14 protein-coding genes are annotated in these 13,611 nt (G+C 69.8%); 4 read left to right on the top strand and 10 right to left on the bottom strand.

The genetic code is table 11. From position 1 onward, the window contains the following. Positions 1–30: 30 nt before the first annotated feature. Complete coding sequence (locus BX286_RS25125) at positions 31–984, top strand: IS481 family transposase (protein WP_079432157.1); 954 nt, start codon at positions 31–33, stop codon at positions 982–984. On the opposite strand, the gene BX286_RS25120 is transcribed toward BX286_RS25125, so the two are convergent. Then, on the bottom strand, positions 981–1,577 hold the full coding sequence (locus tag BX286_RS25120; RefSeq protein WP_121016375.1) for a hypothetical protein: 597 nt from the start codon (positions 1,575–1,577) through the stop codon (positions 981–983). The genes BX286_RS25125 and BX286_RS25120 overlap by 4 nt on opposite strands. A 160-nt stretch (positions 1,578–1,737) precedes the next feature. On the opposite strand from BX286_RS25120, the gene BX286_RS25115 reads away from it, so the two are divergent. The 3 genes from BX286_RS25115 (at position 1,738) to BX286_RS25105 (ending at position 5,617) form a co-directional block, all read left to right on the top strand. Further along, positions 1,738–2,922, top strand: coding sequence for a sensor histidine kinase (locus BX286_RS25115; RefSeq protein ID WP_261993509.1), 1,185 nt, complete (start codon positions 1,738–1,740; stop codon positions 2,920–2,922). Continuing rightward, positions 2,919–3,572 (top strand): response regulator transcription factor, encoded by a 654-nt coding sequence (locus BX286_RS25110; protein WP_100862859.1) that lies wholly within the window; start codon positions 2,919–2,921, stop codon positions 3,570–3,572. The genes BX286_RS25115 and BX286_RS25110 overlap by 4 nt, the downstream gene beginning before the upstream one ends. A gap of 182 nt (positions 3,573–3,754) precedes the next feature. After that, the gene (locus BX286_RS25105) at positions 3,755–5,617 is read left to right on the top strand and encodes a glycoside hydrolase family 18 chitinase (RefSeq protein WP_187344189.1); all 1,863 of its coding nucleotides are present in this window, start codon (positions 3,755–3,757) and stop codon (positions 5,615–5,617) included. A gap of 70 nt (positions 5,618–5,687) precedes the next feature. On the opposite strand, the gene BX286_RS25100 is transcribed toward BX286_RS25105, so the two are convergent. From BX286_RS25100 to atpB, 9 genes are all read right to left on the bottom strand, one after another. Beyond that, entirely contained in the window at positions 5,688–6,134 is a 447-nt protein-coding gene (locus BX286_RS25100; RefSeq protein WP_185117176.1) for a DUF2550 domain-containing protein, read from the bottom strand. Between the two features lie 128 nt (positions 6,135–6,262). Further along, positions 6,263–6,637, bottom strand: a complete 375-nt coding sequence (locus BX286_RS25095; protein ID WP_045948891.1) for a F0F1 ATP synthase subunit epsilon — start codon at positions 6,635–6,637, stop codon at positions 6,263–6,265. Positions 6,638–6,742: 105 nt separating this feature from the next. Further along, on the bottom strand, positions 6,743–8,185 hold the full coding sequence (gene atpD / locus BX286_RS25090; protein ID WP_079429791.1) for a F0F1 ATP synthase subunit beta: 1,443 nt from the start codon (positions 8,183–8,185) through the stop codon (positions 6,743–6,745). Beyond that, complete coding sequence (locus BX286_RS25085) at positions 8,185–9,102, bottom strand: F0F1 ATP synthase subunit gamma (protein ID WP_079429790.1); 918 nt, start codon at positions 9,100–9,102, stop codon at positions 8,185–8,187. The genes atpD and BX286_RS25085 overlap by 1 nt, the downstream gene beginning before the upstream one ends. Before the next feature lie 20 nt (positions 9,103–9,122). After that, the gene (atpA, locus tag BX286_RS25080) at positions 9,123–10,718 is read right to left on the bottom strand and encodes a F0F1 ATP synthase subunit alpha (protein ID WP_079429789.1); all 1,596 of its coding nucleotides are present in this window, start codon (positions 10,716–10,718) and stop codon (positions 9,123–9,125) included. A 134-nt stretch (positions 10,719–10,852) separates the two neighbouring features. Further along, positions 10,853–11,668, bottom strand: coding sequence for a F0F1 ATP synthase subunit delta (locus BX286_RS25075; RefSeq protein WP_079429788.1), 816 nt, complete (start codon positions 11,666–11,668; stop codon positions 10,853–10,855). Next, a complete protein-coding gene (locus BX286_RS25070) occupies positions 11,665–12,195 on the bottom strand; it encodes a F0F1 ATP synthase subunit B (RefSeq protein ID WP_079431959.1) in 531 nt (176 codons plus the stop codon). Before BX286_RS25070 ends, BX286_RS25075 begins: the two co-directional genes overlap by 4 nt. 52 nt (positions 12,196–12,247) lie before the next feature. Next, positions 12,248–12,481: an ATP synthase F0 subunit C gene (atpE, locus tag BX286_RS25065; RefSeq protein WP_079429787.1), complete on the bottom strand. Its 234-nt coding sequence runs from the start codon at positions 12,479–12,481 to the stop codon at positions 12,248–12,250. 82 nt (positions 12,482–12,563) lie between these two features. Then, positions 12,564–13,403 carry a F0F1 ATP synthase subunit A gene (gene atpB / locus BX286_RS25060; RefSeq protein WP_079431958.1) on the bottom strand — a complete coding sequence of 280 codons (840 nt, stop codon included), beginning with the start codon at positions 13,401–13,403 and terminating at the stop codon, positions 12,564–12,566. Between the last annotated feature and the right edge of the window lie 208 nt (positions 13,404–13,611).

The raw sequence follows: 13,611 nt of genomic DNA, 5'->3' as shown, positions 1-13,611 counted from the left end.
GACGTCTACACCGACCAGCAGAAGGCCCTCATGCCCCACCGTAATGCACCCCTGACCGAGACCGGACGCCTTCGCCTGGCCCGCTGCGTGGTCGAGGACGGCTGGCCGCTGCGCCGGGCGGCCGAGCGATTCCAGGTCTCGCCCACCACCGCCCAGCGGTGGGCGGCCCGCTACCGGGCCGGGGGTGAGGCCGGAATGACCGACCGGTCCTCGCGCCCGCACACCAGCCCGCGCCGGACCCCGACCCGCATCGAGCGGCGGATCATCAAGGTCCGCCTCGCCCGCCGGTGGGGGCCCGCCCGCATCGCCCACCTGCTCAACCTGGTGCCCTCGACGGTGCACCGGATCCTGACCCGGTTCGGCCTGGCCCGTCTCACGCACCTGGACCGCGCCACCGGCGCCGTCATACGCCGCTACGAACGCGACCGTCCGGGCGAGCTGGTCCACGTGGACATCAAGAAGCTCGGCAACATCCCCGACGGCGGCGGCCACAAGACCCTCGGCCGCCAGGCCGGCCGCAAGAACCGCTCCAGCGCCGGCTACAGCTACATCCACACCGCCGTCGACGACCACTCCCGCCTCGCCTACAGCGAGATCCACGCCGACGAGAAGAAGGAGACCGCCACCGCCTTCTGGGCCCGGGCCCAGGCCTACTTCGCCGGCGTGGGCATCACCGTCGAACGGGTCCTGACCGACAACGGCGCCTGCTACCGCTCCCGCGACTGGCGCGACGCCCTGACAGCGGCCGGGATCGCCCACAAGCGAACCCGGCCCTACCGGCCCCAGACCAACGGCAAGGTCGAACGCCTCAACCGGACCCTGCTCGAGGAGTGGGCCTACGCCCGCCCCTACCAGTCAGAGCAGGAACGACGCGACGCCTTCCCTGGCTGGCTCCACACCTACAATCACCACCGCGGACACACCGCACTCGCAGGCAAACCACCCGCCAGCCGCGTCCCCAACCTCACAGGGCAGTACAGCTAGCGCTCGGTTCCGGCCAGTCCGGGGTCCGCGCCCGTGTCCGCGTTCGCGCCCGGCTCCGTGCCCGCCGGGGCCTTGCGGGGCCAGATCGAGTAGGTGGCGGCGACCAGGGCCTGGATGCCGAGCACCCGCAGGGCGGCGAACTGCCAGGACCGGAGGCTGCCGGTGTCGCCGGCGTCGCCGACGTACCAGATCCCGGCCTGGAGCAGCCCGAGCGCGACCACCGCTCCGGCCAGGGTCCGCGTCCACAGCTTCCACTCGTGGACGGCGCGGGCCTTGCCGTACTTCGTCCCGGGCGGCTTCGGGCCCCCGGCGAAGCGGTGTGCGGCGTGCCGGTCCAGCCACCTCACGGTGTAGTGCCCGTAGCCGACGGTGTACCCGATGTAGAAGGCCGCGAGCCCGTGCCGCCAGCTCGGCTCGCCGCCGTTCCTCAGATCGACGAAGGACACCACCAGCAGGACCAGCTCCAGCAGCGGCTCACACAGCAGCAGCGCCGCTCCCAGCCGCGGCATTCCGGCCAGGTAGCGCAGCGCCAGCCCCCCGGCCAGCAGCACCCAGAACCCGATCTCGCAGGCGGCGATCAGCGCGACGAGCACGGCCCGTCCTCCTTACCCTCGTGGACTGTCTCCCAGGGTCGCGGCGGCGGGGCCCTGCCGCGTCGTCACCAGTGACGAGTCCCCGCTGCATCCTTCGATGTAGCCGCCTCTCCGCCCCCGCGCCGACGCCGTGCCGAAGCGGCGCGTGTTGGATGGGACCGTGCAGTCGAAAACCCTCCGCCCGCACCGCGACGACGTGCTCCTCGCGGTGGCCAGCGTGCTCGCCGGTCTGCTGCTGTGGTCCCTCGGGGTCCACACCGGCAACAACCGGCACCTCTTCCCGGCCTGGGCGGCCCTGGTGCCCCTGCTCGCCATCGGGCCGATGGAGCTGCTGCGGCGCACCGCCCCCCGCCTCACGCTGGCCGTCGGCACCGCCGCGGTGGTCGCCGACCAGTTCACCGTCGGCAACCTGGGCACCGTCATCATCTTCACGGACCTGATGTACGCGGCCGTCGTCTACGGGAAGCCGGCCATGGCGCGGCGGCTGCCGGTCTCCACCGGTCTGGTCACGGTCGTCGTCACCGTCGTCGCCGTGGCCTGGCTGCGCACTCCGCAGTCCCTGATGATCGGCGTCATCACCGGCATCGTCTGCTTCGGGCCGGCCCTGACCGGCGCCACCCTGCGCAACCACCGCGAGGCCGCCGAGGCCGCCCGGCTGCGCGCCGAGCAGACGGCGCTGCTGGCCGAGATGGACCGTGCGCAGGCGGTGGCCGCCGAGCGGGCCCGGATGGCCCGCGAGCTGCACGACATGGTCGCCAACCACCTCTCCGCGATCGCCATCCACTCCACCGCCGCGCTCTCCATCGACTCCCCCGCCACCAGCCGCGAGGCGCTGGGCGTGATCCGCGAGAACAGCGTGCAGGGGCTGGCCGAGATGCGCCGGCTGATCGGGCTGCTGCGCGAGGCGGGGGCCGGGCAGGAGGCCGCGGCGGTGCCCTGCCTGGACGGGCTGGAGGCCCTGCTGGAGCGGGCCCGGGCGAACGGCGCCGCGAGCGGGCTGGACTTCGTCCTGCAGGACGCGCGCCGGCCGGGGCCGCCGCTGCCGGCCCCGGTGGAGCTGGCGGCGTACCGGATCGTCCAGGAATCGCTCACCAACGCCCTCAAGCACGCCGCCGCCGGCACGGTCGCGGTCGGCGTGGCCCGGCGCGACGGGCTGCTGACGGTGGCGGTGGAATCCCCGTACGGGGACCGGCCGGGCCCGCGTGCGCCGGGCTCCGGGGCGGGGCTGGTCGGTATGCGCGAACGGACGGAACTGCTCGGCGGTACGTTCACGGCGGGCCCGCGGGGGTCCGTCTGGCAGGTGCGGGCGGAGCTGCCCGCCGAGGACGGGACGGTGGCGGAGTGAGCATCAGGGTCGTGGTGGCCGAGGACCAGCGGGCGGTACGGGCCGGGCTGGTGCTGATCCTGCGCAGTGCGGGCGGCGTCGAGGTGGTCGGGGAGGCGGCCGACGGCGAGGAGGCGGTGCGCCTGGCCCGGGAGCTGCGGCCGGACCTGGTGGTCATGGACGTGCAGATGCCGCTCCTCGACGGGGTCGAGGCCACCCGGCGGGTGGTCGCGGAGGGGCTGGCCGACGTGCTCGTGCTGACCACGTTCGACCTGGACGAGTACGTGTTCGGGGCGCTGCGGGCGGGGGCTGCGGGCTTCCTGCTGAAGGACGCGGAGGCGGCGGAGCTGATCGCGGCGGTGCGTACGGTGGCGCGCGGCGAGGGGCTGATCGCCCCGGCGGTGACCCGGCGGCTGATCGCCGAGTTCGCCGCGCCGAAGACGGTACGGGCGCCCGTGCGGCCGGAGGCGGCCGCGGCGGTGGAGTCGCTGACCCGGCGCGAGCGGGAGGTGCTGGGGGCGCTGGGCGAGGGCCTGTCGAACGCGGAGATCGCCGTCCGGCTGGACATGGCGGAGGCCACGGTGAAGACCCACGTCAGCAGGCTGCTGGGAAAGCTTGAGCTGCGCAGCCGGGTCCAAGCGGCCGTCATGGCGAGGGAGCTGGGGCTCTAGGGCCTGTGCTGGAGATGAGGTCTGGACCTCTTGACGCTTGGTACAGACCTTTCTAGTCTCACCGCATCACTGTGGTGAGCGTGCCATGACAAAGATCGCTTCCGGCGTGCTCACGGGCGGCGCAGGTCCCATCCCCAGTGCCGGTCGGCCCCCGACCGGCACGGACCTCCGGAGGAGCACCCTTGAGCACAGCACCCCCACGACGCACCCGCCTCTTGAGGAGGCTGGCCGCCACCGCGGCCGTCCTCGCCCTGCCCGTCGCCGGCCTCGTGGGCCTGGCCGGGCCCGCGCAGGCCGCCGCCTCCGCGACCGCCTCCTACACCAAGGTCTCCGACTGGGGCACCGGCTTCGAGGGCAAGTGGACGGTGAAGAACACCGGCACCACCACCCTCACCAGCTGGACCGTGGAGTGGGACTACCCGGCCGGCACCCAGGTGACCTCCGCCTGGGACGCCACCGTCACCAGCTCCGGCACCCACTGGACCGGCAAGAACGTCGGCTGGAACGGCACCCTCGCCCCCGGCGCCACCATCAGCTTCGGCTTCAACGGCACCGGCCCCGGCGCCCCCGCCGGCTGCAAGATCAACGGCGGCTCCTGCGACGGCACCACCACCCCCACCGACAACCCGCCCTCGGCCCCCGGCACCCCCACGGCCGGCGGCCTCACGGAGACCGGCGTCACCCTGTCCTGGCCGGCCGCCACCGACGACAAGGGCGTCAAGAACTACGACCTCTACCGCAACGGCACCAAGATCGCCACGGTCACCGGGACCACCTACACCGACTCCGGCCTGACCAAGGGCACCACGTACTCCTACACGGTCACCGCCCGCGACACCGCGGACCAGACCGGCCCCTCCTCCGGCTCCCTCTCCGTCACCACCCCCGGCGGCGGAACCGACCCCGGACCGGGCCCCGGCCCCGACCCCGGCGCGAAGGTCAAGCTCGGCTACTTCACCGACTGGGGCGTCTACCAGCGCAACTACCACGTGAAGAACCTGGTCACCTCCGGCACCGCCGCGAAGATCACCCACATCAACTACGCCTTCGGCAACGTCCAGAACGGCAAGTGCACCATCGGCGACTCCTACGCCGACTACGACAAGGCCTACACCGCCGACCAGAGCGTCGACGGCGTCGCCGACACCTGGGACCAGCCCCTGCGCGGCAACTTCAACCAGCTGCGCAAGCTCAAGGCCAAGTACCCGGGCATCAAGGTCGTCTACTCCTTCGGCGGCTGGACCTGGTCCGGCGGCTTCGGCCAGGCCGCCCAGAACCCGGCCGCCTTCGCCCAGTCCTGCTACGACCTGGTCGAGGACCCGCGCTGGGCGGACGTCTTCGACGGCATCGACATCGACTGGGAGTACCCGAACGCCTGCGGCCTGTCCTGCGACACCAGCGGCGCCGCCGCCTTCAAGAACCTGATGTCGGCCCTGCGCGCCAAGTTCGGCTCCTCGAACCTGGTCACCGCCGCCATCTCCGCCGACGGCTCCAACGGCGGCAAGCTCGACCTCGCGGACTACGCGGGCGCCGCCCCGTACGTCGACTTCTACAACGTGATGACGTACGACTTCTTCGGCGCGTGGGACGCCAAGGGCCCCACCGCCCCGCACTCCCCGCTGACCTCCTACTCCGGCATCCCGATCGCCGGCTTCAACTCCGAGGCCGCCATCACCAAGCTCAAGGGCAAGGGCATCCCCGGCTCCAAGCTCAACCTCGGCATCGGCTTCTACGGCCGCGGCTGGACCGGCGTCACCCAGGACGCCCCCGGCGGCACCGCCACCGGGCCCGCGCCCGGCACGTACGAGCAGGGCATCGAGGACTACAAGGTCCTCAAGACCAGCTGCCCCACCACCGGCACCGTCGCCGGCACGGCCTACGCCAAGTGCGGAAGCAACTGGTGGAGCTACGACACCCCCGCCACCATCGCCGGCAAGATGAGCTGGCTGAAGAACCAGGGGCTCAGGGGAGCCTTCTTCTGGGAGTTCAGCGGCGACACCGCCAACGGCGAGCTCGCGAACGCCATCCACACCGGCCTGCAGTAGCCGGACACGACGAAGCCGGGGAGACGGGTCCGCCCCCGTCTCCCCGGCTTCTTCACGTGCGGAGAAAGCCTCAGGCCACGTTCACCCTCTGCCCGGGCGGCGCCGCCTCCAGCCACGCCAGGAACCCGGTCAGCGCGTCCTCGCTCATCGCCAGCTCCAGGCGCGTCCCCTGGTGGGAACAGCCGAGCACGACGGAGTCGGACAGCAGGGCCAGCTCCTCCTCGCCCTCGGGCGCACGCCGTGCGAGCACCTCGATGGAGGAACGCTCCAGCAGCCGGCGCGGCCGCGGCGCATAGCTGAACACGCGGAACCACTCGATGCGGTCACCGCTGTAGCGGGCTACCCCGTAGACCCACCCCTTACCGGAGACGTCGGGCTCCTCGGCCACGCCCCAGCGCAGGCTGCAGTCGAAGGTCCCGCCGGAGCGCTGGATCAGTCTGCGGCGCAGCCCGAACACGAACAGCCCGATCACCACCAGGGCTACGACCAGGCCGCTCACAAGCAGAGCGAGGAGCATCTTCACCGACCTCCTCGCTCATCGAAAACCGCACAAACAAAAAGTACGTACATCGCCTCAGCCGCGACCCGCTCCGGAAAATTCCGGAACGGACCGCGGCTGAGGTTTCAAACTCTTCGGTACGGGGCTCAGTGCCCCGCGACCGCACGCAGCCGGACATCGGCGCGACGTTCGGCGGCCGCGTCAGCGTCCGCCTTCGCGCGCTCCAGTGCCCGCTCCGCCCGCTGGACGTCGATCTCGTCCGCGAGCTCGGCGATCTCGGCCAGCAGGGACAGCTTGTTGTCCGCGAACGAGATGAAACCGCCGTGCACCGCGGCGACGACCGTGCCGCCATCGCTGGTACGGATGGTCACCGGGCCCGATTCCAGCACACCGAGAAGCGGCTGGTGACCGGGCATGACGCCGATGTCGCCGGACGTGGTGCGGGCGACGACCAGGGTGGCCTCGCCGGACCAGACATTGCGGTCCGCCGCGACCATCTCGACGTGCAGCTCAGCAGCCAAGGTGGCTCCTCGGGTCACCACCCGGCAGGTCCGCCGGGTGTTGGGTCAAATTCTAATGGGCGTGGAGAGAGGGGCGGGACGCACCCGCCCCTCTCCTGCGGAGCGTCAGGAGACGCCCAGCTCCTTGGCGTTGGCCTTCAGGTCCTCGATGCCACCGCACATGAAGAACGCCTGCTCGGGGAAGTGGTCGTACTCACCGTCGCAGATCGCGTTGAACGCGGCGATCGACTCGTCGAGCGGAACGTCCGAACCGTCCACGCCGGTGAACTGCTTGGCGACGTGGGTGTTCTGCGACAGGAAGCGCTCGACGCGACGGGCACGGTGGACAACGAGCTTGTCCTCCTCGCCCAGCTCGTCGATACCGAGGATCGCGATGATGTCCTGGAGGTCCTTGTACTTCTGCAGGATCCCCTTGACGCGCATGGCCGCGTTGTAGTGGTCCGCCGCGATGTAGCGGGGGTCCAGGATCCGGGACGTGGAGTCCAGCGGGTCCACGGCCGGGTAGATGCCCTTCTCGGAGATCGGACGGGAGAGAACCGTCGTCGCGTCGAGGTGGGCGAAGGTGGTCGCCGGCGCCGGGTCGGTGAGGTCGTCGGCGGGGACGTAGATCGCCTGCATGGAGGTGATCGAGTGACCACGGGTCGAGGTGATGCGCTCCTGGAGGAGACCCATCTCGTCGGCCAGGTTCGGCTGGTAACCCACCGCGGAGGGCATACGGCCGAGCAGGGTCGACACCTCGGAACCGGCCTGGGTGTACCGGAAGATGTTGTCGATGAAGAAGAGGACGTCCTGCTTCTGCACATCGCGGAAGTACTCCGCCATGGTCAGACCGGCCAGGGCGACGCGCAGACGGGTGCCCGGGGGCTCGTCCATCTGGCCGAAGACCAGCGCGGTCTTGTCCAGAACGCCGGAGTCCGACATCTCCTCGATGAGGTCGTTGCCCTCACGGGTACGCTCACCGACACCCGCGAACACCGACACACCGTCGTGGTTGTTGGCGACGCGGTAGATCATTTCCTGGATCAGAACGGTCTTGCCGACACCGGCACCACCGAACAGACCGATCTTTCCACCCTTGACGTACGGGGTGAGAAGGTCGATGACCTTGACGCCGGTCTCGAACATCTCGGTCTTCGACTCGAGCTCGTCGAAGTTCGGCGCCTTGCGGTGGATCGCCCAGCGCTCGGTGACCTCGGAGTTGGCCTCCGGGTAGTTGAGCACCTCACCCAGGGTGTTGAACACCTTGCCCTTGGTGAAGTCGCCGACGGGGACGGTGATGCCCTCGCCCGTGTCGGTCACCGGGGCCTGGCGGACCAGACCGTCGGTGGGCTGCATGGAGATCGTGCGGACCATGCCGTCACCCAGGTGCTGGGCGACCTCGAGGGTCAGCGTCTTGAGCGCGCCCTCCTCGGCCGGGTCGGCGACCTGGACCTTCAGCGCGTTGTAGATGTCGGGCATCGCGTCGACGGGGAACTCCACGTCGACGACCGGGCCGATGACCCGGGCGATGCGGCCCGTGGCAGCGGCCGTCTCAACAGAGGTCGTCATTACTTGTCACTCCCCGCGGTCGCGTCGGCCATGGCGCTCGCGCCACCGACGATCTCGCTGATTTCCTGGGTGATTTCGGCCTGGCGGGCCGCGTTGGCAAGCCGGGAGAGGCTCTTGATGAGCTCACCGGCGTTGTCGGTCGCCGACTTCATCGCGCGGCGGCGGGCGGCGTGCTCGGAAGCGGCCGACTGCAGCAGTGCGTTGTAGATGCGGCTCTCGACGTAGCGCGGCAGAAGGGCGTCGAGGACGTCCTCCGCCGACGGCTCGAACTCGAACAGCGGAAGGATCTCGCCCTTCGCACCGTCCTCCTCCTGAGCCTGGTCGAGGCTGAGCGGCAGCATCCGGCCGTCCACGGCGTTCTGCGTCATCATCGACACGAATTCCGTGAAGACGATGTGCAGCTCGTCGACGCCACCCTCGGCCGTCTCCGTCTGGATGGCCTCGATCAGCGGCGCCGCGACGCGCTTGGCGTCGGCGTAGGCCGGGCTGTCGGTGAAGCCGGTCCACGAGTCCGTGACCTTGCGCTCACGGAAGCCGTAGTAGGCGACGCCCTTGCGGCCGACGATGTAGCTGTCGACCTCCTTGCCCTCAGCGCGCAGCCGCTCGGTGAGCCGGTCGGCCTGCTTGATGGCGTTCGAGGAGTAGCCGCCGGCCAGACCGCGGTCGCTCGTGATGAGCAGGACCGCGGCGCGGGTCGGCGCCTCGACCTCGGTGGTCAGGGCGTGCTTGGTGTTCGAACCGGTCGCCACCGCGGTCACCGCACGGGTGAGCTCGGTCGCGTACGGCATCGACGCCGCCACCTTGCGCTGCGCCTTGACGATGCGCGAGGCGGCGATCATCTCCATCGCCTTGGTGATCTTCTTGGTCGCCGTGATGGCACGGATGCGACGCTTATAGACCCGGAGCTGCGCTCCCATGAGTCAGGTCCCTTCCGTCGTCACTTGGAGACGTTGACGGCCGGGACGTCCTCGCCCAGGAGCTTGCCGTCCGAGGTCTCGAACTGCCGCTTGAAGGCGGCGATCGCGTCGGCGATCGAGCCCAGCGTGTCGTCGGACATCTTGCCGCCGTCCGCGATGGAGGTGAGGAGGTCCTTGCGCTCACGGCGCAGGTGCTCCAGCAGCTCCGACTCGAAGCGGCGGATGTCCTCGACCGGGACGTCGTCCATCTTGCCGGTGGTGCCGGCCCAGACGGAGACGACCTGCTCCTCGACGGGCATCGGCTGGTACTGGCCCTGCTTCAGCAGCTCGACCATGCGCTTGCCGCGCTCCAGCGAGGCCTTCGAGGCGGCGTCCAGGTCGGAACCGAAGGCGGCGAACGCCTCCAGCTCGCGGTACTGGGCCAGGTCGACGCGGAGGCGGCCGGAGACCTGCTTCATCGCCTTGTGCTGGGCGGAGCCACCGACGCGGGAGACCGAGATACCGACGTTCAGGGCCGGGCGCTGACCGGCGTTGAACAGGTCGGACTCCAGGAAGCACTGGCCGTCGGTGATGGAGATGACGTTGGTCGGGATGAACGCCGAGACGTCGTTGGCCTTGGTCTCGACGATCGGCAGACCGGTCATCGAGCCGGCACCCATGTCGTCGGAGAGCTTGGCGCAGCGCTCCAGCAGGCGGGAGTGCAGGTAGAAGACGTCACCCGGGTAGGCCTCACGGCCCGGCGGGCGGCGCAGCAGCAGCGAGACGGCGCGGTAGGCGTCGGCCTGCTTCGACAGGTCGTCGAAGATGATCAGGACGTGCTTGCCGGCGTACATCCAGTGCTGGCCGATGGCGGAACCGGTGTACGGCGCCAGGTACTTGAAGCCGGCCGGGTCGGACGCCGGGGCGGCGACGATCGTCGTGTACTCGAGCGCGCCGGCCTCTTCCAGGGCGCCGCGCACGGACGCGATGGTCGAGCCCTTCTGGCCGATGGCGACGTAGATGCAGCGGACCTGCTTGTTCACGTCGCCCGAGCGCCAGTTGTCGCGCTGGTTGATGATCGTGTCGACGGCAAGAGCGGTCTTGCCGGTCTGACGGTCACCGATGATCAGCTGACGCTGGCCGCGGCCGATCGGCACCATGGCGTCGACGGCCTTGTAGCCGGTCTGCATGGGCTCGTGCACCGACTTACGGACCATGACGCCCGGGGCCTGCAGCTCGAGGGCGCGGCGGCCCTCGGTCGCGATCTCGCCGAGGCCGTCGATCGGGTTGCCGAGCGGGTCGACAACGCGGCCGAGGTAGCCCTCGCCGACACCTACGGAGAGAACCTCACCGGTGCGCTGCACCGGCTGGCCCTCCTCGATACCGCTGAACTCGCCGAGGACGATCGCACCGATCTCGCGCTCCTCGAGGTTGAGGGCGAGACCGAGGGTGCCGTCCTCGAACTTCAGCAGCTCGTTCGCCATGGCGGAGGGCAGGCCCTCCACCTTCGCGATGCCGTCGCCGGCAACGCTGACCGTTCCGACCTCCTCGCGCGAGGCCGCGTCCGGCTGGTACGACTGGACAAAGGTCTCCAGTGCGTCCCGGATCTCCTCCGGCCGGATCGTGAGCTCCGCCATCTGGGTTCCCTGCTCTCCTTGTTGGGCCTGAAGCTTCTTAGGGGTCTGGGGGCGACCCCCAGGAATCTTCTGCAAGTTCTGCACGGCCCAACCGGGCCGCTAGGAATGCTTTGTATCTGTGTGGTGGCGGCTGGTCAGCCGGCCATGCGGCGGGACGCCTCGGAAAGGCGCTCCGCGATGGTGCCGTCGATGACCTCGTCGCCGACCCGCACCGAGATCCCGCCGAGGACCTCGGGGTCCACGTCGAGGTTCAGGTGCATCTGGCGGCCGTACAGCTTGGCCAGCACCGCGCCGAGACGCTGCTTCTGCACGTCGCTGAGCGGGACCGCACTGGTCACGGTGGCGACCATGCGGTCACGGCGCGCAGCGGCGAGCGTCGAGAGGGACTCGAGGCCCCCCTCAAGGCTACGTCCACGCGGGTGCGTGACGAGACGGACGACCAGGCGCTCGGTGACGGCGTTCACCTTGCCGCCGAGGAGGCTGCGCAGCAGCTCGCTCTTGGCGGTGGCGGTGGCGGCGCGGTCGGTCAGCGCGGCACGCAGCCCGGTGTTCGAGGCGACGATCCGGCCGAAGCGGAACAGCTCGTCCTCGACGCCGTCGAGCGCGCCCGCCTGCTGGGCGGCGGTGAGGTCGGCGGTGGCCGCCAGCTCCTCGAGGCCGTCCACCAGGTCGCGGGACTGCGACCAGCGGGACCGGGCCATACCGGACACCAGGTCGAGGGTCTCCCCGCCCACCTGGCCGGACAGCAGCCGGCCGACCAGCTCGGCCTTGGCCTCGCCGGACTGCGCCGGGTCCGTGATGACCCGACGCAGCGAGACCTCACGGTCGAGCAGCGCGGTGACGGCTGCCAGCTCACCGGCGAGCTTCGCCGCGTCGACGGACGTGTTGTCCGTCAGCGCGTCGAGACGCTCGCGCGCGGAGGCCAGCGCCTCGCGGCTCGCTCCGTTCATCGGGCCGCCTCGGCCTTCTCCTCGAGCTCGCCGAGGAAGCGGTCGATGGTGCGGCTCTGACGGGCGACGTCCTCGAGGGACTCGCCGACGAGCTTGCCGGCCAGGTCGGTGGCGAGCTTGCCGACGTCCTGGCGCAGCGCCTGAGCGGCGGCCTTGCGGTCAGCGGCGATCTGGGCGTGACCGGCAGCGATGATCTCCTCACGCTGCCGCTGGCCCTCTGCGCGCAGTTCTTCCTTGAGCGCAGTGCCCTGCTCCAGCGCTTCCTGGCGCAGGCGCGCGGCCTCGTGCCGGGCCTCGGCGAGCTGGGCCTTGTACTGCTCCAGCACGCTCTGGGCCTCGGTCTGAGCGGCCTCAGCCTTCTCGATACCGCCCTCGATGGCCTCGCGACGCTCGTCCAGAACCTTGTTGATGTTCGGGAGGAGCTTCTTCGCGAGGAAACCGAAGACGATGACGAAGGCGATCAGACCGATGACGAGCTCGGGGATCGGCGGGAAGAGCGGATTCTCCGTCTCTGCCGCGAGAACCATGAGGTTCACATCAGTGCCTTTCGTCTAATGGGCTGTTCGTCGAGACCGAGGATCAGGAGGTCGGGTAGACGAACGGCATGACCAGACCGATCAGGGCGAGCGCCTCACAGAAGGCGAAGCCGAGGATCTGGTTGGCGCGGATCAGACCGGCAGCCTCGGGCTGGCGGGCGAGGGCCTGGGTGCCGTTACCGAAGATGATGCCGACGCCGACGCCGGGGCCGATGGCCGCGAGACCGTAACCAACGGAGCTGAGGGAGCCGGTGACGGCGGCAAGGGTCTGGGACATGCCAGTTCTTCCTTCTCTTTCACGAACCGGTGGGGGTTGGCCACCGGACGAATACGGGGGGCTGAGCGGGGGTGGGCCCGGCTCAGTGGTGCTCGGCGACCGCGCCCTGGATGTAGCTGCAGGCCAGGAGGACGAAGACGTACGCCTGGACGGCCTGGATGAAGAGCTCGAAGGCGGTCATCACGATGACCATCACGAACGACACACCGGCGTAGGCGATGCCGATGCCGTTCAGCAGGTACCAGCTGGCGATCGTGAAGAGCAGCAGCAGGGTGTGACCGGCGAACATGTTCGCGAACAGTCGGACCGCGTGGGTGAACGGGCGCACCAGGACGTTCGAGAAGAACTCGATCACCATGACGAGCGGGAGGACGCCGCCGAGGCTCTTGTCGTAGCCGGTGAGGTTCTTCAGACCGCCGATGAAGCCGTGGCGCTTGAAGGTCAGCGGCAGCCACACGAGGTAGACCGACAGGGCCAGGATCGCCGGGTACGCGATGATCGAGGTCACCGGGAACTGTGCCACCGGGACGATCGACCAGACGTTCAGGATCCAGACGAAGAAGAACAGCGAGACCATGAAGGGGACGTACTTCTCGCCCTCCTTCTTGCCGAGCGTCTCGTAGACGATGCCGCGGCGCACGAAGTCGTAGCCGGCCTCGCCGACCATCTGGAGCTTGCCGGGGACGAGCTTCGGCTTGGCGAAGGCGGCCCAGAAGAAGGCCACGATGATGATCGAGCCCAGAAGGGCCAGCAGCATCGGCTTGTTGAAGTAGACGCTGGTCAGACCAGCTTCGCCCCACAGCGGCTCGAAGAGGAACGAGTGCAGGCCCGGGCCGGGGAAGCCACATCCGGAGAAGATGTGACAGTCGGTCTCGAAGGCGAGGACCTGCGTCGGGTCAGCACTCACCGCGGGCTCCTTCAGCGTGGCGCATAGGTACGGCAACCTCATCGTGTCGGCGCGGCGCACGGCCGCGGTTCGGCACTGGACTGGTGTAACGGGTGTGGGGGCGGCAGTCAGGCATCGAGCCTCGCGATGGACCAGGCGTCAGCTCAGATGCCCGTGCCCGCAGTGCCGCAGTTGGAACCGGACGATAGCAGGATCTCGAACGCACACTTATCCCGGCCCTACC

The organism is Streptomyces sp. 3211.6 (genome assembly GCF_003634815.1).
Lineage (GTDB): Bacteria > Actinomycetota > Actinomycetes > Streptomycetales > Streptomycetaceae > Streptomyces > Streptomyces katrae_A.
This window is presented reverse-complemented; position numbering and strand designations above follow the sequence as displayed.

What these genes read in the sequence shown, in the direction of transcription:
- BX286_RS25125 (WP_079432157.1), top strand. Translation starts at nt 31, where the DNA reads ATGCCCCACCGTAATGCACCCCTGACCGAGACCGGACGCCTTCGCCTG.
- BX286_RS25100 (WP_185117176.1), bottom strand. Translation starts at nt 6,134, where the DNA reads ATGCTCCTCGCTCTGCTTGTGAGCGGCCTGGTCGTAGCCCTGGTGGTG.
- atpD (WP_079429791.1), bottom strand. Translation starts at nt 8,185, where the DNA reads ATGACGACCTCTGTTGAGACGGCCGCTGCCACGGGCCGCATCGCCCGG.
- BX286_RS25085 (WP_079429790.1), bottom strand. Translation starts at nt 9,102, where the DNA reads ATGGGAGCGCAGCTCCGGGTCTATAAGCGTCGCATCCGTGCCATCACG.
- atpA (WP_079429789.1), bottom strand. Translation starts at nt 10,718, where the DNA reads ATGGCGGAGCTCACGATCCGGCCGGAGGAGATCCGGGACGCACTGGAG.
- BX286_RS25075 (WP_079429788.1), bottom strand. Translation starts at nt 11,668, where the DNA reads ATGAACGGAGCGAGCCGCGAGGCGCTGGCCTCCGCGCGCGAGCGTCTC.
- BX286_RS25070 (WP_079431959.1), bottom strand. Translation starts at nt 12,195, where the DNA reads ATGGTTCTCGCGGCAGAGACGGAGAATCCGCTCTTCCCGCCGATCCCC.
- atpE (WP_079429787.1), bottom strand. Translation starts at nt 12,481, where the DNA reads ATGTCCCAGACCCTTGCCGCCGTCACCGGCTCCCTCAGCTCCGTTGGT.